Consider the following 20,864-nt stretch of genomic DNA (forward strand, 5'->3'; position numbering starts at 1 on the left):
GGGAGGGACCGATGAACTCTGAAACACGCGGAAACCTGATTAAACAGGGCGCCATCTGGGCCTTTATCGTGGTGGAGCTGCTCTTCTTCTCCATCGCGGGGGAATATCTCTCGGTCTCGGACAAGGCGTTCATGGATTTCGATAACATGCTGCTGCTGCTCAAGCAGTCGGCCCCGATCGGGATCATCGCGCTTGGCATGACCATCATCATGATCAACGGCAATATCGACCTGAGCGTCGGGGCCACCTTCGCGCTGTCGGCCATCGTGCTGCTGGACAGCATGACATGGCCCTTCATGGCTGGGCTGGGCGACTGGGCGATCCCGTTGGCCTGGGGCCTTGCGCTTCTGACCGGGGTGGTGCTGGGGGCGATCAACGGATTGATCGTCTGGAAGACGGGCGTAGACGCCTTCATCGTGACGCTGGGATCGATGCTTGGCTATCGCGGTCTGGTCTTCATGTACAATGGCGAACAGCCGACCAGCCACCTGAACTGGACGCTGGTTGATTTCGCCGAGGCGCAGTTCCTTGGCCTGCATACCGCCACATGGTTCCTGCTGGTTGCGGCCCTGCTGCTGTGGCTCTTGATGACCAAGACGATCCATGGCCGCAATGCCTATGCCATTGGCAACAACCGCGAAGCGGCGGTGAATGCCGGGATCCGTGTGGGGCCGCACTTCTTGTGGAACTTCATGCTGATCGGCTTTCTCGCCTCGCTGTCCGCTGTCGTGTTCTATTCCGAAAGCGGCTCGGTGAACCCCAACGACGGGATGCTGTACGAGCTTTGGGCGATCACGGCCGTTGTTCTGGGCGGCACCAAGCTGACCGGCGGTTATGGTTCTATCGTCTCGACGCTGGGCGGGGTCATCGCGATCCAGCTTCTGCGCAAGGGGCTGGGCCATATCGGGGCAGACACGGAAACCGTTAACCTTGTCATCGGCCTGATCCTGATCGCGGTGCTGTTCCTTGATCGTCAGCTGAACCGCAAGGGCAAGGAGGAGTTGAAGATATGACCGACCAAACCCCCGCACTGCGGCTGGAAGGGATCGTCAAGACCTTCCCCGGTGTCCGCGCGCTCGACGGTGTGTCCTTCACCGTCATGCCCGGCGAGGTCCACGCCCTGATGGGCGAGAACGGCGCCGGCAAGTCCACCCTGATGAAGGTTCTGGGCGGAATCTATGACCCGGATGAAGGCCAGATCTTTATCGCCGAACAGCCCGCCGTCATGACCTCGCCGATCGAGGCCAAGGCCAAGGGCGTCGTCTTTATCCACCAGGAACTGAGCCTTGCCGACGAATTGAGCGTGGCCGAGAATATCTTTCTGGGCGAACTGCCCCGGAAAAGTCTTGGCCGGGTCGACTGGGGAAAGCTCTACGCCGATACCGACGCGATCCTGAAGACGCTGAACGTTGGCTTCAACGCCAAAACCCGTGTCGGGGACCTGTCCATCGCCAACCAGCAGATGGTCGAGATTGCCCGCGCTTTGACGGTCGATCCCCGCGCGGTGATCTTCGACGAACCGACCGCATCGCTGACCGACGCGGAAAAGGTGGTGCTGTTCGAGGTGATCTCCGACCTGCAATCGCGCGGTGTCGGGGTGATCTATATCTCGCACCGGATGGAAGAAATCTTCAAGATCACCGACCGGATCAGCGTTTTGCGCGATGGCCAGTATCGCGGCACGCTCAACACCGCCGAGACCAACGAAGAAGAAGTCACCCAGTTGATGATCGGCCGCAAGCTGGACCTGTCCCGCAACGAGGCCACGCACGAGATGGGCGAGGTCGCGCTGGAGGTGCGGAACCTCAGCTGTGGCGACCTGTTCCACGATGTCAGCTTTACAGTGCGGCGCGGCGAGGTTCTGGGGTTCTACGGGCTTGTCGGTGCGGGCCGGACCGAGATTGCCGAGACCCTTTTCGGCCTGCGCGATCCCTCGGCCGGACAAATCCTTCTGGATGGTGAGGAGGTCCGCATCACCTCGCCGCAGGACGCGATCCGGCGTGGCATTTCCCTCGTTCCCGAAGACCGCAAGGGGCAGGGGCTGATCCTTGGCATGAACTGCCGGGACAACATGACCCTGCCGCAGGTGGACGACATGACCGCCGGGCCTTTTGTCAGTGACGGGGCCGAGGTGGCGATCTTTGATCAATATCGGGACAAGCTGGACATTCGCACCCCGGGCTGGCGGCAATTGGTCGGCAACCTGTCGGGCGGCAACCAGCAGAAGATTGTCATCGGCAAATGGCTGTCGATGCACCCGGAAGTTCTGATCGTGGACGAACCGACGCGCGGCATCGACGTCGGGTCCAAATCCGAGATCCACAACCTGATCCGCGATCTGGCGTCGCAAGGCTACGCGGTCATCGTGATCAGTTCGGAAATGCCCGAGGTGCTGCATGTCTCTGACCGGATCGTCGCCATGTTCTCGGGTCGGGTGATGCGTGAATTCACCGCCGAGGAGGTGACCGAAGACAGTCTGATCCAGGCGATCTCTGGCCTGACGGGCAGCGGCGCACAGGTGGCCTGACATGCGCGTCGGGTTTGCCGGACTGGGCCGCATGGGGCGGCACATGGCGGCGAACCTTGCCCGGGCTGGGCACGAGGTGACCGTCTGGAACCGCTCTCCCGAGAAGGCGGAGGGTCTGGGTTGTGCCATCGCGCCCACGCCCCGGGCGCTGGCTGACGCGGCAGAGGTCGTTGTCACGATGTTGGCGGACGACGCGTCGTCCGAGGCCGTGCATTTCGGTCCCGAGGGGTTGTTTGCCGGGCAGCGTGCGAAGGTGTTCGTCGAAATGGGCACCATGTCGCCCGACCATATCGCGGCACTGGTCAAGGCCGTGCCGGACGGGGCATCGGTGATCGACGCGCCGGTCTCCGGTGCCACGCAGGCTGCCGCCGATGCGCAACTCCTCATCATAGCGGGCTGCACCGAGGCCGAGGCGGCACCGCTCGGGACGTTGTTCGATGCAATGGGGCGGGCGACCATTTGCCTTGGGTCCAGCGGGGCCGGGGCGGTCATGAAGCTGGCGGTGAATTCGCTGATCCATGGGCTGAACCAAACCCTGTCAGAGGCCCTGGTTCTGGCCGAGGCGGCGGGCATTGCCCCCGAGGCCGCCTTCGACGTGATCGAAAACAGTGCCGCCGCCGCGCCGATGCTGAAATACCGCCGCCCGCTTTACCTGAACGAGGCGGCCCATGACGTGACCTTTACAGTCGCGCTGGCCCGCAAGGACATGGAAATCACCGCAGCGCTTGCGGACCGGCTGGGTGCGTCCATGCGGCAGGGGCAGGTCACATTGGACAGGCTAATCGAGGCGGACACGCAGGGTTATGGCGCCCGCGACATGGCGTCGATCCTCGACTTCACGCGAAAGGACAAGACATGAAAGCCGCGCTTTTTGTCGGTGGCTGGGAAGGCCACACGCCGACGCATTTCGCAGATTGGTACAAAGACCTGCTGGAGGAAAACGGGTTTGAGGTTGATGTCTACGACACGCTTGAGCCGCTGGAACGGCCGGAAGATCTGGCCGATCTGGACCTGATCACGCCGATCTGGTCCTCGGCCCGGTCCGGTCATCAGGAAGAATTCGGCAACATGACCAAATCGCAAGAGGACGGCCTGTTGCAACTGATCGGGGACGGCTGTGGGCTGGCCGGTTGGCATGGGCATATGGGCGACGCATTCCGGGACCGGCCAACCTATCATTTCCTGATCGGCGGGCAGTTCGTGGCGCACCCGCCGGGATGGCCGGACAATCTGCAACCGGCCGAGGACTACATCGACTATGACGTGACCATCTGCCAGCCGGGCCATCCTCTTGTCGAAGGCATCCACAGCTTTCGCATCCGGTCCGAGCAATATTACATGCTGACTGATCCGTCGAATAACGTGCTGGCGACGACCACCTTTTCCGGTGACCATCTTTGGTGGATCGAAGGTACGGTGATCCCGGTCACCTGGACCCGGCGCTGGGACAAGGGGCGGGTGTTCTATTGCTCGATCGGGCACGAACTGGACGATCTGAAAGTGCCGCAAGTGACCGAGATGATCCGCCGTGGCGCGATCTGGGCGGCACAAGGCCGACAAGGGTGACTGCCCTGCGGGAAAGCACGTTCTTGAACGATCTGCCCTGATGATGCTCTTCTGATTGTTACGCTGCCGCATGAAACCCTGATGCACCTTCGGAACGGGTTGCCGAGCCGGGCGGAGTTGGGGATAAGGCGGCATGGCCAAACAGCTTGATTATCACACGATCCGAGAGATCTTTGCGCGCTTCCATGCCGCCGAACCCGAACCAAAGGGCGAGCTGGAGCATGTGAACGCCTATACGCTGGTAGTGGCCGTTGCCCTGTCGGCGCAGGCGACCGATGCCGGTGTGAACAAGGCGACCCGCGCCCTGTTCAAGATCGCCGATACCCCGCAGAAGATGCTGGACCTTGGGGAAGAAGGGCTGATCGAACACATCAAGACCATCGGCCTGTTCCGGCAGAAGGCGAAGAACGTCATCAAACTGAGCCGGATCCTGGTCGAGGACTATGGCGGCGAGGTGCCCAACAGCCGCGCCGCCTTGCAATCGCTGCCCGGTGTCGGACGCAAGACCGCGAATGTGGTCTTGAACATGTGGTGGCATCAGCCGACGCAGGCCGTGGATACGCATATCTTTCGGGTCGGCAACCGGACCGGCATTGCGCCGGGCAAAGATGTCGACGCCGTGGAACGCGCGATCGAGGACAACATCCCGGCGGACTACCAGCAGCACGCCCACCACTGGCTGATCCTGCACGGGCGCTATACCTGCGTCGCCCGGAAACCCAAATGCGCGGCCTGCCTGATCCGCGATCTCTGTAAATTCGAGGACAAGAATCTATGAGCTTTAACGTCATCGGGATCGGCAACGCGATTGTCGACGTGATCAGCCATGCCAATGACATGTTCCTTGACCAGATGGGGATCGAGAAGGGGATCATGCAGTTGGTGGACCGCGACCGGGCAGAACTGCTTTATGCCGCGATGCGCGACCGCGTGGAAACGCCGGGCGGGTCGGTCGGAAACACGATTGCCGGGATCGGTGCGCTTGGGCTGAAGACCGCCTTTATCGGTAAGGTGCGCAATGACGCGCTGGGGCGGTTCTACGCCGCCTCTCTGGAAGAGGCGGGAACCGCCTTCCCGAACCCGCCCAAGGATGTGCCGCTGCCGACCTCGCGGTCGATGATCTTTGTGTCGCCCGATGGGGAACGGTCGATGAATACCTACCTTGGGGCGGGGGCCGATATTTCCTCGGCCGATGTGCCGGATGTGTTTGACGGGGCGGATATCCTGTTCCTTGAGGGCTATCTGTTCGACAAGGACGAAGGCAAAACCGCCTTTGCAGAGGCCGCGGCGAAGATGAAGGCCGCAGGTGGCCGCGCCGCAATCACGATTTCCGATCCCTTCTGCGCCGAACGTCACCGCGACGATTTCCAGCGGTTGATCGCGGGCGACGTGGATATCGCCATCGGCAATGCGCTTGAATGGATGACGCTTTATCAAACCGACACGTTAGACGAGGCGCTGGCGCAGGCCTCGGCCGCCTGTGATATCGTTGCCTGCACCCGATCCGGCGAAAGTGTCTGGATCATGCAGGGCGGTCAGCGGTTCGAGGCCCCGGTGACCCCGGTGACCCCGGTTGATGCGACCGGTGCGGGGGACCAGTTCGCCGCCGGGTTCCTGTATGGCGTGGCAACCGGCCGCGATATGGAAACGGCGGCCCGGATGGGCGTGATCTGCGCGGCCGAGGTGATCGGACATATCGGCCCGCGTCCCAAGGCGAATATCAGGGCGATGTTTGCGGAACAGGGACTGCTTTGAGCCAAAGGGAGTCGATGTGGTCGATATGGGCGGTGTCAAACCGGTCCTGCTCTTCCCAATAACGACCCGAGGCAACGAAATATCCCAGACGTTCCTCTGCGCGGAGGGCTGCGTCCATGGCGGCCCCATTGATTTCAACAACGGGCAGCCGATGCAGCTCGGCAACCGTCGCGCGCGGAAACACCAGCCGGCTTTGGTCTGTGCTAAGGTTGACGAGCGCGCAGCCTTGGGCCGCGCCCAGTGCAAGAAGACGGGCCGATTTTGCCTCGAGGTTGCGAAGGGTGGGGTCGGGACGCAGCGGGTCGGCTGCCCCGGTTCCATAGAAATGCGTGGCGCCGGTCGTCGGATAGACCATGTCACAGCCCATCATGGCGATGACATCTGGCCGCAATGTCTGAAGCGCCCAATAGGCGGCGGTAAAGGCCATCGTGCCGCCAGCATAGACAAACCCACCCAAGGCGTTCTGTGCCGGAACATAGTCCCTGTAGGTTACCCTGCGCTGGTCCGGTCCGAAGCTGGTCGGGTGTCTGTCCTCGGGGAAATCCTCCGGATGGATCAGATCGTCCCAATCCGGCCGAACCTGCCATGCATTGTTGATCGCAACGATCCTGTCGAACGAGGTTTTTGGCCAATTCCGCGCCGCGACGACATTCGGCCCACTGCCAAGGATTAGCACGACTGCCATAGCGATTGCCCTCCGGATGCGATCAAAGGTTAGGTCGCTTTGGCCGAAGGTCCAGCCTTGGCCGGATCCGCCCCCTATCGGGACCGCAATTCTTTCCGGATAACCAGTTTCAGCCCGGACCAAGTGTCGTCGACCGCGCAGACCTTCACATCGACCAGCCCCAGCGGAAGCGCAATGTCGCGGATCACGTCTTCGGTGATGTCGGTTGGCACTTTGGACGCCTTCTTGGGCCAGCTGGCCCAGATCATCCCGTCGGGGTCCATCCGTGACAGTGCGGCTTTCACGCTGGTTTCAAGGCTTGCCATATCCCGCGCGAAGACGTGGATGAAGGCAACGCCCGGATCAAGCCCGACCCATTCGGCCGCCGGTGCGCCGTCCAACAGGGTTTCGTGATACCCGTCCGGCGCCCCGATCACGGTCGCCCGCATTCCGGCCTTCAGCCCCAGCTTTTTCCAAAGCGGGGTGCCGGAATAGCCCGCCATCAGTCGCCCAGCTTTGCGTGCACCTCGTCGAGGTCGATCTCGCCCACAGGCATCTTGTTCGACGGGTCATCGAAATCGTATTTGAAGAGCTGGAAGTCCTTCTTGTAGATTTCATAGACCAGATGCATCGACAGGTCGTCGAAGTAATCCTCGACCGGATGCGCCCGCTTGGGTCCATGGCCTTCGGATTCGTTGAAGCGCGGGATCTTTTTCAGATCCACCTTCTTGGGGGTCTTCGTCGCCTTCAGAACCTTGCCCATTCCATCGTTGAAATTCTCGGTCCAGAAAATCTGGTCGTAGCGCCCGCCATTGACGATGAAGGTCGAGATATGGCCGGACATGGCGGACCAATGGATATCCGGGTCCATCGGGCGGCGGAACTTGATGGTGTCGCGGGCGAACAGCAGGAAGCGCCGAAAGCTCTTGATCTGGTCGAATTCGAACCCGTCCTCGGGGCTGCCCACCTCGATCCCGTATTTCTGGATCAGGGTCGGCACAAGGTTCCCCCGATAGCGGCGGCCATTGCGCTGAATACCGCAGATCTTGTCGAAGAAGGACGACAGGATCCGGGTATAGGGGTTGCGGACGCAGGTGAAGGACATCGACTTGTGTTCCTTCACGTTGGATTCAATCAGCGGCTGGCTGTCGGCTTGGGACCATTTGTGCAGCCCTGCCGTGGAATCGTGGATGTCCCCGTCGAAGAACGTGCCGTGATCCGAGTAGAACATGATCTGGCCAATCGTCGAACAGGCGCATTTCGGCACCACGCGATAGACCATGCTTTCGCTTTCCGTCATCCAAGTGCCGGGGAAACCCATGCTGCCGAACCTCCGAAAACCCGTGTTATTCTTGAACTGGTGTTATGCCGAAAAAGAATTTCCATTCAAAGCCTGTTTATTCAGGCGTTGTTCAGGCTATCAAGTGGAAACTATGCGCCCGTGAGTAACTAAACTGTTTCGCCAATGGCAAAAATCGCCTTCATCCTGCTGTGCCACAAGGATCCTGATGCCATCGTGCAGCAGGCCCAACAGCTGACGGCGGTCGGGGACTACATCTCGATCCATTTCGATGCCCGCGCCCCGAAGGAGGCGTTCGAGAAGATCCAGAAGGGGCTTGCGGGCAACAGCCATGTCACCTTCGCCAAGAAACGGATCAAATGCGGCTGGGGCGAATGGAGCCTTGTTCAGGCGACGCTCTACGCGGTTGAGGCCGCGGTCGAGGCGTTTCCGCGGGCAACCCATTTCTACATGGTCTCGGGCGATTGCATGGCGATCAAGTCGTCGGTCTATGCCCATCGGTTCCTCGACCGGCACGATCTGGACTATATCGAAAGCTTCGATTTCTTCGAAAGCGACTGGATCAAGACCGGCATCAAGGAAGAGCGCCTGATCTACCGTCACTGGTTCAACGAACGCACGCAGAAGCGCCGGTTCTACTGGTCGTTCTGGGCGCAGCGGCGGCTGGGACTGAAACGGGACATTCCCCGCGATATTCAGGTCCAGATCGGCAGCCAGTGGTGGTGCCTGCGTCGGCGGACCGTGGAATGGATTCTGGATTTCACGCGTCAGCGGAAGGACGTGATGCGGTTCTTCCGGACCACCTGGATTCCGGATGAGACATTTTTCCAGACAATCGTGCGCCACCTCGTACCCGAGAAGGAAATCGTGACGAAGACGCTGACCTTCCTGATGTTCACCGACTACGGGATGCCGGTCACCTTCTACAACGATCACTACGACCTGCTGCTCAGTCAGGACGCGCTGTTCGCCCGCAAGATCAGCCCCGAGGCGAAGGAGTTGAAGAAGCGCCTTGGCCGCCTCTATGCCTCTGGTCGCGAAGATTTCAAGATATCGAACGAGGGCCGGGGGTTGTTCAAGTTCCTGACCGGGCGGGGCCGGATCGGCCGCCGCTTTGCCCCGCGGTTCTGGGAAACGGAATCGAGCCTTGGGCGTGAGCGGGAGTTGATGATTATCGCCTGCAAGAAATGGCATGTGGCCAAGCGGCTGCTGGGCGCGATCCGCCATCACACGAATATCCCGTCGATCGAATACCTGTTCAGCGAAGAGGACACGCCGCTTCCCGATCTGGGCGGTATCCAGCGGACATTGGAAAAGCGGACGCGCCACCGCCGCGCCCTGATGCGGATGCTGTTCGATTATTACGACACGGACCGGCTGATCATCTGCCTTGATCCGGGGAACCTTGATCTGTTGCAGGATTTCTTTTCGGATCGGTCGCAGACCCGACTGCTTGAGGTGGAGTGCGATTTCTCGGATGACTACCTGATCGGCCATGCCAAGCGCGTGGGGCTTGCAGGGGATGAAACCTCGCCCGAATCCCTCGCCCAGCTGTTGCCGACGATCCGCTATGACATCCTGTTCGAAAGCGACCGGATCAGGGATGCGGATTTTCCCGCGCATTCCATCATGCGGGAACACTCCAGTGTCTCCGAGAACGCGCAGGTGCTGGAACGGTTCCTCTCGGTCGGGCATGATACAGCCAAGACACTGGCGGAAACGCCCTACCTCTTTGTGGACTGAGGATGACAATGACCTTCGACTACGACGACCAGAACATTTTCGCCAAGATCCTGCGCGGCGAAATTCCGAACAGCACCGTGTTCGAAAACGATCATGCGCTGGCATTCAACGATATCGCGCCGCAGGCGCCGGTGCATGTGCTGGTGATCCCCAAAGGGCCCTATGTGTCGATGGACCATTTCGCCCGCGACGCCAGCGCCGAGGAACAGGCCGGGTTCTTTGCCGCCGTGGCCGAGGTCTGCCGGATCACCGGGGTCGACGCCGGGTTCCGCGCCATCGCCAACACCCGCACCCACGGGGTGCAGGATGTGCCGCATTTCCACCTGCACATCATCGGCGGCGCGCAGCTGGGCCGGATGCTGCCGCACTAGGGTTGTTCCCTATGAAACGAAGGCGCGAGGCGAGGTGGAGATTGTTTCGCTTTCGAAGATCGTGAAGAACTCCCTTTTGGCAAAGGTGGAACAATGAACTGGCTAATGGCAGCCGAAGTCTATGAGTCCTGATACACTTCAACTTGACGATGAAACGCAGCTATTCTGTGACTATGGCCGAGATGGCTGGAGTGACCTAATTGTCGCGCGAAAAGGGAAGTTTCTGGATTTCCGGGTTAGTGGTGTATTCACGAACTTTCCATCTGAAATCCTCGCAGTTTGCCGAGCTGCCATTGAAAATGCGCCTCTGCGCATCGCCTTGTGCGACGAGCCGGGAGGATCGGTACTTAAGCTGGAGCCAGATAGAACGCGACAACATACCATAATTTTTTCCATCTACGAAATTGCAGGGCCGCTGCTTTGTGCAGATGCGAGTAAAGAAGGGAATCTTGTGTTGTCCATTCGAGTACGACGGCAACGACTTGTTGCGATGTTGATGGCTGAACTGTGGAAAATGCATGTCTGCCTGAAGCAGCCATCCTATCAAAAGGGCCGCAGCGGCTTTCCACACAAAGACCTGACGAATCTTAACGAGGCTTGGGACAAGAGTGCACTCGGTCCTTCCTTCCTCAAATAGAAAACGGCAGCAAAGTCTGCATAGCCGAACTCCATTGATAGGCCGCGAAGCTGCGTTGACCGGTGATGGCAAACCTCTGGTAGAAGGCTCCAGCGACTTACATTGGCGGTGGGTTGAAACCCACCTTACGACGGCGGGACAGGGTGTAAGGTGGGTCTTGACCCACCAGACCTGCCGCCCCCTAGGCGGTTTCCCGTGACGAGGTCAGCGACAGGAACACGTCCTCCAGATGCGCCTCTTCCGTCTTTACATCACGGATCGAGATGCCCGCCGCGCGCACGGCGGCAAGGATCGCCTCGGCCGGGGTCACTTTTGTTGCGTAGCTGAACACCAACGCCCCGTCGTCCCGCCGCTCTCCAGTTACCCCATTGGGCAGGGGCGGCAGGGCGGCTGCGGTTTCGGGGTGGATCACCATGGTCTTGCGGTCCAGCCGCGCCAGCAGGTTCGCCGTCGTGTCGCGGGTGATGACCTGACCGTGGTTGATGATGGCGATCTCGTCGCACATCGCCTCGGCCTCTTCGAGGTAATGGGTCGTCAGGATGATCGTCATCCCCTCTTCGTTCAGCCGCCGGACGTTCTGCCACAGCATGTTGCGCAACTCGATATCGACCCCGGCGGTGGGTTCATCCAGCACAAGGATGCGCGGCGAATGGACCAGCGCCTTGCCCAGCAAGAGCCGCCGCCGCATCCCGCCCGACAGCGACCGGGCATAGGCATCTGCCTTGTCCGTCAGCCCGATCAGCTCAAGGATTTTATCGGTTCTGCGCTGCGATTTCGGCACCCCATACAGCCCCGCCTGCACCTCAAGGCTGCCGCGCGGGCTGAAGAACGGGTCAAGGTGCGGTTCCTGCGGCATGACGCCGATGGCGGCGCGGCTTTGGCGCGGGTTCACATCCTGATCGAAGCCCCAGATGGTCACCTGACCCGCGTCCTTGACCACCAGCCCGGCAAGGATGTTGATCAGCGTCGATTTCCCGGCGCCGTTCGGCCCCAGAAGGCCAAAGATGGACCCGCGCGGGATCGACAGGTCGATCCCTTTCAGCGCCTCTTTCGCCGGACTGCGGCCCGAGGCGCGATAGGTCTTCGTCAACCCGGTGATTTCGATCGCGTTCTCGGTCATTTCCGCCCCTTCACATCTTGCCCGTGCCGCCGCATTCAGTAGTATGCCCCCGATCTATTGCGGACCACCCTCCGCGGCAACCAGTGAGAGAGACCATGACCATTCCCGCCCCGGAAACCAAGATCGTGGATAGCTGGCGCGTTGCCTGTGACGGAGGCGAAGGGGCGCTGGGCCATCCCCGCGTCTGGCTGAGCATCCCGCCCGCGCAGGGCTGGGTCGAATGCCCCTACTGTGATTGCCGTTATGTGCACGGCGAACAGGCCGCGACGCAGGATTGATCCGGTCAATCCGGTTTTCCGGCCTTCTGCTGGCGTGCGTCGTTGCCGCTTATCTCTTTTCCGCAGTAATCGGCGCGCTCCTGTCCGGGGCCTTTGCCGCCGGGGATGATCCCGTTGACCGCGAAGTTCTTCTGGTCGCCGGGCCGATCCATTTCGATTTCCTCTTACCTCTTGATGATCCGCAGGTCGCGGCGTTTTCCTTTGCGGCCGAGGCGGGTGTGCCCATGGACGACCCCCGCGCCCGATGGCTGGTTGTTGGTTGGGGAAGTGCCGCGTTTTACACCACCGTCGGAAGCTATGCCGATGTTGCGCCCGTCGCGGTCTGGCGAGCAGTGACAGGCGATCAGGCCGTTATGCGGTTCGACGTTGCGGGCGAGGTGCCGGATGTTCCGGGTGTTCATCGCCTGTCCCTGTCCGAGGGTCAGTTCAGCGCGCTTATTCAGGCGATCCGCGCGGACCTTGGCGATGTGCCAGACCCGCTGCCCCTTGACGGGTTCAACGAAACCGACGCGTTTTTCGCGGCCCGGGGTCATTTCAGCATCTTTCGGACCTGCAACGTCTGGGTGGGTGAAAAGCTGCGGCAGGCGGGGGTGGCCTTCGGACGCTGGACGCCGACGCCCTATTCGGTTCGGCTGTCACTTTGGTGGCACAGGGGCTGAAAGGCGGGCCTGTCCCTTGCCGCGCAATCGTCCCTGTCCTAGGAAGGGTCAGGCGGCGAAAGGCGGGCAATGCGAATTCTTCTGACAAATGACGATGGGATCAATGCGCCCGGACTGGCGGTTCTGGAACAGATCGCCGCCGATCTTGCGGGGCCAGAGGGCGAGGTCTGGACCGTTGCCCCGGCCTTTGAACAATCGGGGGTCGGGCATTGTATCAGCTATACCCATCCCTTCATGGTGGCAAAACTGGGCGACCGCCGCTTTGCCGCCGAAGGGTCGCCCGCCGATTGCGTCTTGGCCGCCCTCTACGATGTCATGGAGGGGCAATGGCCTGATCTGGTCCTGTCAGGGGTGAACCGGGGCAACAACGCGGCCGAAAACGTGCTCTATTCCGGGACCATCGGCGCGGCGCTTGAGGCCGCCTTGCAAGGCATCCCGGCAATCGCCTTGTCGCAGTTTTTCGGGCCCCGCAACGCCCGGCTGGACGACCCGTTCGAAGCAGCGGCAGAGCATGGCGCCGGGGTGATCCGGAAACTTCTGGCCGGGCCACCGATGACCGAGGGTGACTACCGGCTGTTCTACAACGTCAATTTCCCGCCGGTCCCGGCGGCAGAGGTTCTGGGCACCCGCGCCACCGTGCAGGGCTATCGCCGCAACACATCCTTTTCGGCCGAGGCGCATAATTCACCCTCGGGTCGCAAGTTCCTGTGGATCAAGGGCGGGGAACAGCATGTGCCGACCCTGCCGGGGTCGGACGCGGCGGCCAACCTTGAGGGCTACGTGTCCGTCACGCCGATGCGGGCGGACCTGACCGCGCATGATCAGATAACCGCGTTGGAGGAAGCCCTTCGGTGACGTTCGACGCCCAACAGAAGATGCAGTTCCTCTATGCGCTGCGGTCCAAGGGGGTCACCGACCGCCGGGTGCTGACCGCGATGGAACGGATCGACCGGGCGCTCTTCGTCCGGGGCATCTTTGCCGACCGCGCCTATGAGGACATGCCCCTGCCCATCGGAGCGGGGCAGACGATCTCGCAGCCGTCTGTTGTTGGGTTGATGACGCAGGCCCTTCAGGTCGAAGACCGGCACAAGGTGCTGGAGGTCGGCACCGGCTCTGGCTATCAGGCCGCCATCCTGAGCCACCTTGCCCGCCGCGTCTATACGGTGGACCGTTACCGGCGGCTGGTGGCCGAGGCGAAGGCCATTTTTGAAAGCCTTGATCTGGGCAAGATCACGGCGATGGTGGCGGACGGCTGTTTTGGCCTGCCGGAGCAGGCGCCGTTCGATCGCATTCTCGTGACCGCCGCCGCCGAAGACCCGCCCGGCCCCCTATTGGCCCAGCTACGGGTTGGGGGTATCATGGTTCTGCCGGTAGGCCAGTCGGATACGGTGCAAAGCCTGATCCGGGTGACACGGACGGACGCGGGGTTCGACTACGAAGAACTGCGCCCGGTGCGATTTGTGCCCCTTGTCGAAGGACTTGGGGACTGACAGGCAATTTAGGGGCAGGGGGATGGCCATAAATTTCCCGCCCAGACTGACGAGGATCGAGTAGATGCGGACATTCCGGTTTCCCCTGAAGCCCCTGCTGTTGGCGGGGGTGGCGATGGGCACGCTGACGGCTTGTGAACAGCCATTCGACTGGGACCTGCGGGATCTGGGCGGAAACACGCTTGATACAAGCACGGCGGCCCGAAACCTGCCCGACCGCCCGCGCCCGGATGATCGTGGGGTGATTTCCTATCCCGGCTATCAGGTGGTTGCCGCCCGTCAGGGCGAAACTGTTCGCATGATCGCGACCCGCCTGAACCTCAGCGCTGAAGAGCTTGCCCGCTACAACGGGGTCGACGCGGATGTGGCCCTGCGCCGGGATGAAATCATCGCCCTGCCGACCCGCGTGACCGAACCGTCGCCGGCGACAGGGGCTGCGACGACCGGCCCGATCCAGCCCTCTTCGGTGGATGTGACGACGCTGGCGTCGAACGCCATCGACCGGGCCGGACCGCAGGCCACCGCGCCGTCAGCGTCCCAGCCTGTGTCCGAACAGGCCCCCGCGCCGCAGACCGGTGAACAGCCGATCCGGCATCAGGTCCGCCGGGGCGAAACCGTCTATTCCATCTCGCGCAGCTACGGCATCCCGGTGCGCAACATCGCCGAATGGAACGGGCTGGGCGCCGATCTGGCGATCCGCGAAGGACAGTTCCTGTTGATCCCGCAGGGTGGGGCCCCGGCACCCGCCGCGGCAACATCCGCCCCCGGCGCGGGCAGCGCCGCGCCCACGCCGCCCTCGGCGGCAACCGCGCTTCCACCGGTGAACGCGACCCCCGCCGCGCCGGTCACGGCCCCCGCGCCCGAGGCGCCCAACCTGTCCACAGGTTCGGCACAATCGGGCGATGGCGTGTTGATTTATCCGGTGCGCGGGTCGGTGATCCGCGAATATGCCCGTGGCCGGAACGAAGGGATCGACATCGGCGTTCCCGCCGGGACCGAGGTGAAGGCCGCGGCCGCTGGGACCGTCGCCGCCGTGACCCGCGACACCAATGGCGTCGCCATCGTGGTGATCCGCCACGCCAACAACCTGCTGACGGTTTACACGAACCTCGACAATCTGACGGTGGAAAAGGATGACCGGGTCAGCCAGGGTCAGACCATCGGTAAGGTGCGGGCCGGAAACCCGTCCTTCCTGCACTTCGAGGTGCGCGAAGGATTGGAAAGCGTGAACCCCGCCAACTACCTGAACTGATCCGCAACGGCGGCGGGGCCACTGGCCCCGTCAGCCCAACGTGACCCCCTGCCGCCCGGCAAGATCGGTGAAATACTGCCATGCGACGCGGCCAGACCGGCTGCCGCGCGTGGCCTGCCATTCGATCGCTTCGGCCCGCAGGGTATCGTCGTCGATCGTGACCCCATAGGCGTCGCAATAACCCCGGATCATCGACAGGTATTCGTCCTGGTCGCAGGGGTGGAAGCCCAGCCAAAGTCCGAACCGGTCGGACAGTGAGACCTTCTCTTCGACCGCCTCAGAGGGGTTGATCGCGCTGGAGCGTTCATTTTCGATCATGTCGCGGGGCATCAGGTGCCGTCGGTTCGACGTGGCATATAGGACCACGTTGTCTGGCCGTCCTTCGATGCCGCCGTCCAGAACTGCCTTGAGCGCCTTGTAATGCGTGTCGTCGTTTGAAAACGACAGGTCATCGCAAAACAGGATGAACCGTTCGTCGCGCCCGCGCAGCAGGTTCAGGCAGCGCCCGATGCTGGCAAGGTCCTCGCGCTGGATCTCGACGATCTTGAGGGTAGGATAGTCGGGGCACAGCGCCCCGTGGATCGCCTTGACCAGAGAGGATTTCCCCATGCCGCGCGCGCCCCAAAGAAGCGCGTTATTGGCGGGCAGGCCACGGGCGAACCGTTCGGTATTGGCCATCAGCGTATCGCGCGACCGGTTGATCCCGACCAGCAGCGCCACGTCGATCCGGTTGACGCGGGCGACGGGCTCAAGCCGGTCCGGGTCCGGGTGCCAGACAAAGGCGGTCGCGGCGCTGAAATCCGGCGCGGGCAAAGGCGCCGGGGCGATCCGCTCCAGCGCCTGCGCGATCCGTTTCAGGGGTTTTCCCTTGCTCACGCCTCGTCGTCCTCGTCGATGTCAAAGAGGCTTTCATCTTCGCCGATGATACCGTCGGCGCGGGCCTGTTCATCCTTCTTCCGCTCAACCGCCATCACAAGGAAGATCGACAGTTCATAAAGCGAATAGACGGCCGCAAACAGGATCACCTGGGTGACCACATCCGGCGGGGTGACCAGCGCGGCGACGGTCAGGATGCCGACAATCGCATATTTCCGGGTGGCCCGCAGGCCGCGCGAACTGGCCAGGCCCGCCTTGCCCATCAGGGTCAGAAGAACCGGAAGCTGGAAGCAAAGCCCAAAGGCCACGATCATCTTGAGCGTGATATCAAGGCTTTCATTGACCTTGCCGTTAAAGACGATCTCGATCCCCTCGCTTGCGGCCTCGTCCCCCAGCACCATGGCGGCGAAGTAGGACGGAAGGTCGGCAAACCCGAGGAAGAAATTCATCGCCAGCGGGATCACCACGAAATGGGCAAAGGATGCCCCCAGAAGGAACAGGACAGGCGAGGAGATGATGAAGGGCAGGAATGCGTTCTTTTCGCTTTTATACAGGCCCGGCGCCACGAACCGCCACATCTGATAGGCGATCACCGGGAAGGCCAGCGCCAGCCCACCCACCATGGAAATCCGCACTAGCGTGAAAAAGTATTCCTGCGGGGCCGTATACTGCATGACCGGGTTGGGGTTCCCCAGGTCGCGCATGGTCTTTTCAATCGGTGTCAGCAGGAAATCCAGCACGATCCCGCCGAAGGAAAAGCAGATCACCATGCAGACCACGAAGGCCAGAAGCGACCACATGATCCGGGTCCGCAGTTCAGCCAGATGTTCGATCAGCGGGGCAGAGCTGTCTTCAATCTCGTCGGTCGCGCTCATTTGCTGGCCTCGGTCTTGGGGGTGTCGGTTTCCGCCGGGGCCGGTTCCGGGGCGGACTCTGCTGCGGCAGCGGCCTCGGCCTCGCGGGCCTTGCGGTCGTTCGCCTTTTTCGCGGCGGCCTCCAGCATCCGGTCCTTGGCTTCCTGCCGTTCCTTGGACAGTTTTTCCGTCTCGCCGCCGGGCTTGACCGCCGGTTTGTCGGCCTTGTCCGGGTCGGGCGATTTCAGCCCGGCCTGTTCGCGGAACTTGTCATAGGCCAACGCATTGGGGTTCGCGGCGGCCTCGACCGTCTTCTTGATTTCCTTGACCCCGGCCTGATCGGCGGCGGCATCCATTGCCCGGCTGAATTCGCGGGCCATCGCCCGCGCCTTGCCGGTGAATTGCCCCATCTTGCGGAACAGCCCCGGCAATTCCTGCGGGCCGACGACGATCAACGCCACGACCCCGATAATCAGGAGCTCGCTCCACCCCATGCCAAACATGTCGGTTCCTTCGATCTAAGCCAGAGGGTCAGGACAGGACCGATCAGGCCTTGTCGTTCTCTTCTTCAGGGGTGACATCCTTGGCGGTTTCGGCGGCGGCATCTTCCAGCTCTTTCTTGCCTTCCTCGACGCCGCGCTTGAACGACGAGATGCCCTTGCCGACTTCGCCCATCAGCGACGACACCTTGCCGCGCCCGAACAGGACCAGCACCACGACGGCGATCAGAAGGAAGCCCCAGGGGCCGATGTTGTTGATGAATGCGGCATGTGCCATGACGATTGTCTCCAGTTTGGCGCGGACGAACCGCGAGTCTGTTGTGTCAGTTCGGCTGGCATCTAGGCAGGAACTGACAGGGACGAAAAGCCTAAAACGCAGAATCCGGTAGGTTGGAAGTAAGCATTGCTGACACGGTTTTGTCAGTTGCCTGGAAATCCATGGCCCTTGTTTTATTGATTGGGATTGGAGATATCCCGCGAAACTGACAGTTTTGTCCTCCGCCGTACCCTGTGCCGTTGACGGGTGCTCGCCCACCATGCCAACTGACAGATATGGCCCGCAACGACCGCCTTTTCGACCTGATCCAGATTCTGCGCGACGGACAATTGCACCGCGCGCAGGACCTTGGGGCGCGTCTGGGTGTCTCGACCCGGACGATCTGGCGCGACATGGCGACCCTGATCGACAGCGGCCTGCCGATCGAAGGGGAACGTGGCGTCGGCTATGTGATGAAATCCCCGGTCAGCCTGCCGCCATTGGCCCTGAACCGCGATGAATTCGAAGCGCTGCGGCTGGGGCTGGCCCTTGCATCCAGCCTGTCGGACCGGGACGCGGCGCGCGGGGCGGCCAGCCTGCGGGCCAAGATCAATGCGGTCAGCCCGGCAGGGCTGCAGGACCCCGGTGTCGAAAGCCTTGTCTTCGCTTCGCCCGAGGCAGAGCGCGCCGCGCGCCATCTGGCCCCGATCCGGCGGGCGCTGCGCGATCATCTGGTGATCGAGATCGACTATACCAGCATCTGGGGCGATCCGCGCAGCCATATCCTGCGCCCGCTGCACCTGTCCTATTGGGGGCGGGTCTGGACGCTGCTGGGCTGGTGCGAAAAGGACGGAAATTTCCGCCTGCTGCGGGTGGATCTGATCCGGTCGGCAGAAGTCACGCAGCGCGGGTTCCTGCCCGAGGCCGGTAAAACGGCCGAGGATTATCTGGCGCGGCTGGACGGACCCTAGGCCGCCGGAAAGACGAAACAGCGGTCGCGGCGGATCATCAGCCACATCGCCGTTCCGGGTTGCGGCAGGAAGACCGACGGCACCAGCGCATGCAGCAACGACCCGTCGAAATCCATGCGGAATTCTACAAGGCTTTCAGATCCCATAAAGCGGGACCGCTGCACGATCCCGCGCGCCGGCGTGCCTTCGGTCGCGGTGGGGTTGGGGCCGCGTCCGCCGCGATCAAAGTCGATCTTCAGGTGCTGCGGGCGGATGACGATATCCACCTCGGTCCCGTCCGGTACGCCGGGGGCGAGGAAATGACCAAAGGCGGTTTCGGTCAGGGCGCCGCGCACCTTGCCCCGGATCACGTTGATATCGCTGAAAAACGCGGCGGCGGCCCGATCTGCGGGGGCGTTGTAGATGTTGTAAGGCGCGCCGCGCTGCACGATCCGCCCGTCCCGCATCAGGGCGATCTCGTCGGCCATGCGCATGGCTTCGGCCGGTTCGTGGGTGACCAGCAGCACCGCCGCGCCTTCGGATTTCAGGACGTCCAGCGTTTCGTCGCGAATTTCGTCCCGCAGACGGTCATCAAGGCCAGAAAACGGTTCGTCCATGAGCATGATGCCGGGGCGGGGGGCCAGGGCGCGGGCAAGGGCCACACGCTGCTGTTCCCCACCCGAAAGCTGGTGCGGGTAATTGTCGATATGTCCCAGCATTCCGACCTTGCGCAGCAGTTCCTCGACCCGGGCGCGCACCTCTGGCCCGCGCCCCTTGAGGCCAAAGGCCACGTTGCCGGCGACGGTCAGATGCGGAAACAGCGCGAAATCCTGAAACATCAGCCCGATGCCCCGCCCCTCGGGGGGCACCCGGTAGATGGTATCGCAGATCAATTGCCCATCGACATGGATCGTGCCGCTGTCCTGCATGTCGACCCCGGCGATGATCCGCAGCGTCGTCGATTTGCCACAGCCGGACGGCCCCAGAAGGCAGGTGACCTGCCCCGGCATGATCGACAGCGACACGCCATCGACAACGCGGCGGCCCTCAAAGCTCCGTTCGATGTCGCGGATTTCTAGGCGTGGGGTGGGCTGCACGGGCTGTCCTAATTCCGACTAAAGCTATCGGGTATCGGGTCCATCTAGCAATTGCCCCGCCGCTCGGCAAGAGCAGGCGGGGCTGGGATGGTCCGGCGGCTACATTGTGGTGTTCACCGCGCCCCCGTCCAGCAGGATGTTCTGCCCGACGATGAACCCGGCGTGCTGGGAACAGAGAAAGGCGCACATGGCCCCGAATTCGGCCGCGGTGCCATAGCGCCGGGCGGGGATGGTCGCCTGCCGCTTGGCGCGGGCTTCGTCGATGCTGATCCCTTCGGCGTTGGACACGCCGGTATCAAGGCCGACGGCGCGGTCGGTCGCGTGGATGCCGGGCAGCATGTTGTTGATCGTCACGCCATGCGGGGCGACCTGCCGCGACGTGCCCGCGACATAGCCGGTCAGACCGGCGCGGGCCGAATTCGACAGTCCCAGGACCGGGATCGGGGATTTCACCGATTGCGAGGTGATGTTGACCACCCGGCCCCAGCCCTTGTCCATCATCCCCGGAAGAAGCGCCTTCATCAGGGCGATCGGGGCCAGCATATTGGCATCCAGTGCCTTGATGAAATCGTCGCGGTCCCAGTCGGTCCACATGCCCGGCGGCGGGCCTCCGGCGTTGGTCACGAGGATGTCGACGCCCTTGGCCGCGTCCAGAACAGCGGCCTGCCCCTCTGCGGTGCTCACATCGGCGGCGACCGTCACGACATTCACCCCGAACCTGTCGCGGATTTCCTGTGCGGCGGCTTCCAGCGCCTCGGACCCGCGCGCGTTCATGATCAGGTCGACGCCCGCCTCGGCCAGCGCCTCGGCGCAGCCGCGGCCCAGCCCTTTGGACGATGCGCAGACCAATGCGCGCTTTCCTGCGATACCCAGATCCATTCCCGGTCTCCCCATTTGTGGCAGTTCCCGCCAGAGGTAGCGCGACAGGGGGCCCTTAACAACGCACATCTGCTGTTCGCCCGTTGACCT

General features: G+C 62.3%; 25 protein-coding genes. 15 read left to right on the top strand and 10 right to left on the bottom strand.

Annotated elements, in window-relative coordinates; genetic code table 11:
• Positions 1–11: 11 nt before the first annotated feature.
• The 6 genes from EU803_RS01660 (at position 12) to EU803_RS01685 (ending at position 5,848) form a co-directional block, all read left to right on the top strand.
• On the top strand, positions 12–1,013 hold the full coding sequence (locus EU803_RS01660) for an ABC transporter permease (protein ID WP_129679114.1): 1,002 nt from the start codon (positions 12–14) through the stop codon (positions 1,011–1,013).
• Entirely contained in the window at positions 1,010–2,527 is a 1,518-nt protein-coding gene (locus EU803_RS01665) for a sugar ABC transporter ATP-binding protein (protein ID WP_129679115.1), read from the top strand. Before EU803_RS01660 ends, EU803_RS01665 begins: the two co-directional genes overlap by 4 nt.
• Before the next feature lies 1 nt (position 2,528).
• Positions 2,529–3,386: an NAD(P)-dependent oxidoreductase gene (locus EU803_RS01670; RefSeq protein WP_129679116.1), complete on the top strand. Its 858-nt coding sequence runs from the start codon at positions 2,529–2,531 to the stop codon at positions 3,384–3,386.
• Entirely contained in the window at positions 3,383–4,093 is a 711-nt protein-coding gene (locus EU803_RS01675; protein ID WP_129679117.1) for a ThuA domain-containing protein, read from the top strand. The genes EU803_RS01670 and EU803_RS01675 overlap by 4 nt, the downstream gene beginning before the upstream one ends.
• 133 nt (positions 4,094–4,226) lie before the next feature.
• A complete protein-coding gene (nth, locus tag EU803_RS01680; protein ID WP_129679118.1) occupies positions 4,227–4,871 on the top strand; it encodes an endonuclease III in 645 nt (214 codons plus the stop codon).
• Positions 4,868–5,848, top strand: coding sequence for an adenosine kinase (locus EU803_RS01685; RefSeq protein WP_129679119.1), 981 nt, complete (start codon positions 4,868–4,870; stop codon positions 5,846–5,848). The genes nth and EU803_RS01685 overlap by 4 nt, the downstream gene beginning before the upstream one ends.
• Here the strand turns inward: EU803_RS01685 and EU803_RS01690 are convergent.
• From EU803_RS01690 to EU803_RS01700, 3 genes are all read right to left on the bottom strand, one after another.
• Positions 5,814–6,533 carry a hypothetical protein gene (locus EU803_RS01690; RefSeq protein ID WP_129679120.1) on the bottom strand — a complete coding sequence of 240 codons (720 nt, stop codon included), beginning with the start codon at positions 6,531–6,533 and terminating at the stop codon, positions 5,814–5,816. The two genes, EU803_RS01685 and EU803_RS01690, sit on opposite strands and share 35 nt — an antisense overlap.
• Before the next feature lie 74 nt (positions 6,534–6,607).
• Positions 6,608–7,015 (bottom strand): DUF3052 family protein, encoded by a 408-nt coding sequence (locus EU803_RS01695; protein ID WP_129679121.1) that lies wholly within the window; start codon positions 7,013–7,015, stop codon positions 6,608–6,610.
• Positions 7,015–7,833 (bottom strand): sulfotransferase family protein, encoded by an 819-nt coding sequence (locus tag EU803_RS01700; protein ID WP_129679122.1) that lies wholly within the window; start codon positions 7,831–7,833, stop codon positions 7,015–7,017. The genes EU803_RS01695 and EU803_RS01700 overlap by 1 nt, the downstream gene beginning before the upstream one ends.
• Before the next feature lie 144 nt (positions 7,834–7,977).
• On the opposite strand from EU803_RS01700, the gene EU803_RS01705 reads away from it, so the two are divergent.
• The 3 genes from EU803_RS01705 to EU803_RS01715 all read left to right on the top strand — a co-directional run bounded on the left by EU803_RS01705 (position 7,978) and on the right by EU803_RS01715 (position 10,563).
• Entirely contained in the window at positions 7,978–9,555 is a 1,578-nt protein-coding gene (locus EU803_RS01705; protein ID WP_129679123.1) for a DUF5928 domain-containing protein, read from the top strand.
• Positions 9,556–9,563: 8 nt separating this feature from the next.
• A complete protein-coding gene (locus tag EU803_RS01710) occupies positions 9,564–9,926 on the top strand; it encodes an HIT domain-containing protein (protein ID WP_129680131.1) in 363 nt (120 codons plus the stop codon).
• Positions 9,927–10,047: 121 nt separating this feature from the next.
• Positions 10,048–10,563: a hypothetical protein gene (locus EU803_RS01715; RefSeq protein ID WP_129679124.1), complete on the top strand. Its 516-nt coding sequence runs from the start codon at positions 10,048–10,050 to the stop codon at positions 10,561–10,563.
• A gap of 181 nt (positions 10,564–10,744) precedes the next feature.
• Here EU803_RS01715 and EU803_RS01720 read toward each other — a convergent pair whose 3' ends face one another.
• Positions 10,745–11,683 (bottom strand): ABC transporter ATP-binding protein, encoded by a 939-nt coding sequence (locus EU803_RS01720; protein ID WP_129679125.1) that lies wholly within the window; start codon positions 11,681–11,683, stop codon positions 10,745–10,747.
• A gap of 95 nt (positions 11,684–11,778) precedes the next feature.
• Between EU803_RS01720 and EU803_RS01725 the strand changes: the two genes are divergently transcribed.
• From EU803_RS01725 to EU803_RS01745, 5 genes are all read left to right on the top strand, one after another.
• Complete coding sequence (locus tag EU803_RS01725; protein ID WP_129679127.1) at positions 11,779–11,961, top strand: zinc-finger domain-containing protein; 183 nt, start codon at positions 11,779–11,781, stop codon at positions 11,959–11,961.
• Positions 11,958–12,620: a TIGR02117 family protein gene (locus EU803_RS01730; RefSeq protein ID WP_165352748.1), complete on the top strand. Its 663-nt coding sequence runs from the start codon at positions 11,958–11,960 to the stop codon at positions 12,618–12,620. The genes EU803_RS01725 and EU803_RS01730 overlap by 4 nt, the downstream gene beginning before the upstream one ends.
• A gap of 69 nt (positions 12,621–12,689) precedes the next feature.
• Positions 12,690–13,475, top strand: coding sequence for a 5'/3'-nucleotidase SurE (gene surE / locus EU803_RS01735; protein ID WP_129679131.1), 786 nt, complete (start codon positions 12,690–12,692; stop codon positions 13,473–13,475).
• Entirely contained in the window at positions 13,472–14,110 is a 639-nt protein-coding gene (locus tag EU803_RS01740; protein WP_207209149.1) for a protein-L-isoaspartate(D-aspartate) O-methyltransferase, read from the top strand. Before surE ends, EU803_RS01740 begins: the two co-directional genes overlap by 4 nt.
• Positions 14,111–14,174: 64 nt before the next feature.
• Entirely contained in the window at positions 14,175–15,362 is a 1,188-nt protein-coding gene (locus tag EU803_RS01745; protein ID WP_129679133.1) for a M23 family metallopeptidase, read from the top strand.
• A gap of 30 nt (positions 15,363–15,392) precedes the next feature.
• Here EU803_RS01745 and EU803_RS01750 read toward each other — a convergent pair whose 3' ends face one another.
• The 4 genes from EU803_RS01750 to EU803_RS01765 are packed head-to-tail and all read right to left on the bottom strand — an operon-like array spanning position 15,393 to position 17,869.
• Positions 15,393–16,238 carry an ATP-binding protein gene (locus EU803_RS01750; protein ID WP_165352749.1) on the bottom strand — a complete coding sequence of 282 codons (846 nt, stop codon included), beginning with the start codon at positions 16,236–16,238 and terminating at the stop codon, positions 15,393–15,395.
• Complete coding sequence (tatC, locus tag EU803_RS01755; protein ID WP_129679135.1) at positions 16,235–17,113, bottom strand: twin-arginine translocase subunit TatC; 879 nt, start codon at positions 17,111–17,113, stop codon at positions 16,235–16,237. Before tatC ends, EU803_RS01750 begins: the two co-directional genes overlap by 4 nt.
• Complete coding sequence (tatB, locus tag EU803_RS01760) at positions 17,110–17,595, bottom strand: Sec-independent protein translocase protein TatB (RefSeq protein WP_129679137.1); 486 nt, start codon at positions 17,593–17,595, stop codon at positions 17,110–17,112. The genes tatC and tatB overlap by 4 nt, the downstream gene beginning before the upstream one ends.
• 43 nt (positions 17,596–17,638) lie before the next feature.
• On the bottom strand, positions 17,639–17,869 hold the full coding sequence (locus tag EU803_RS01765; RefSeq protein ID WP_129679139.1) for a twin-arginine translocase TatA/TatE family subunit: 231 nt from the start codon (positions 17,867–17,869) through the stop codon (positions 17,639–17,641).
• A gap of 275 nt (positions 17,870–18,144) precedes the next feature.
• Between EU803_RS01765 and EU803_RS01770 the strand changes: the two genes are divergently transcribed.
• The gene (locus EU803_RS01770; protein ID WP_129679141.1) at positions 18,145–18,819 is read left to right on the top strand and encodes a YafY family protein; all 675 of its coding nucleotides are present in this window, start codon (positions 18,145–18,147) and stop codon (positions 18,817–18,819) included.
• On the opposite strand, the gene EU803_RS01775 is transcribed toward EU803_RS01770, so the two are convergent.
• Together EU803_RS01775 and EU803_RS01780 are read right to left on the bottom strand one after the other, a co-directional pair.
• Positions 18,816–19,895, bottom strand: a complete 1,080-nt coding sequence (locus EU803_RS01775; protein ID WP_129679143.1) for an ABC transporter ATP-binding protein — start codon at positions 19,893–19,895, stop codon at positions 18,816–18,818. The genes EU803_RS01770 and EU803_RS01775 overlap by 4 nt on opposite strands.
• Before the next feature lie 99 nt (positions 19,896–19,994).
• Positions 19,995–20,774, bottom strand: coding sequence for an SDR family oxidoreductase (locus tag EU803_RS01780; RefSeq protein WP_129679145.1), 780 nt, complete (start codon positions 20,772–20,774; stop codon positions 19,995–19,997).
• Positions 20,775–20,864: the final 90 nt, after the last annotated feature.

This window comes from Loktanella sp. IMCC34160, assembly GCF_004145845.1.
In the GTDB taxonomy this organism is placed as follows: Bacteria; Pseudomonadota; Alphaproteobacteria; order Rhodobacterales; family Rhodobacteraceae; genus SELP01.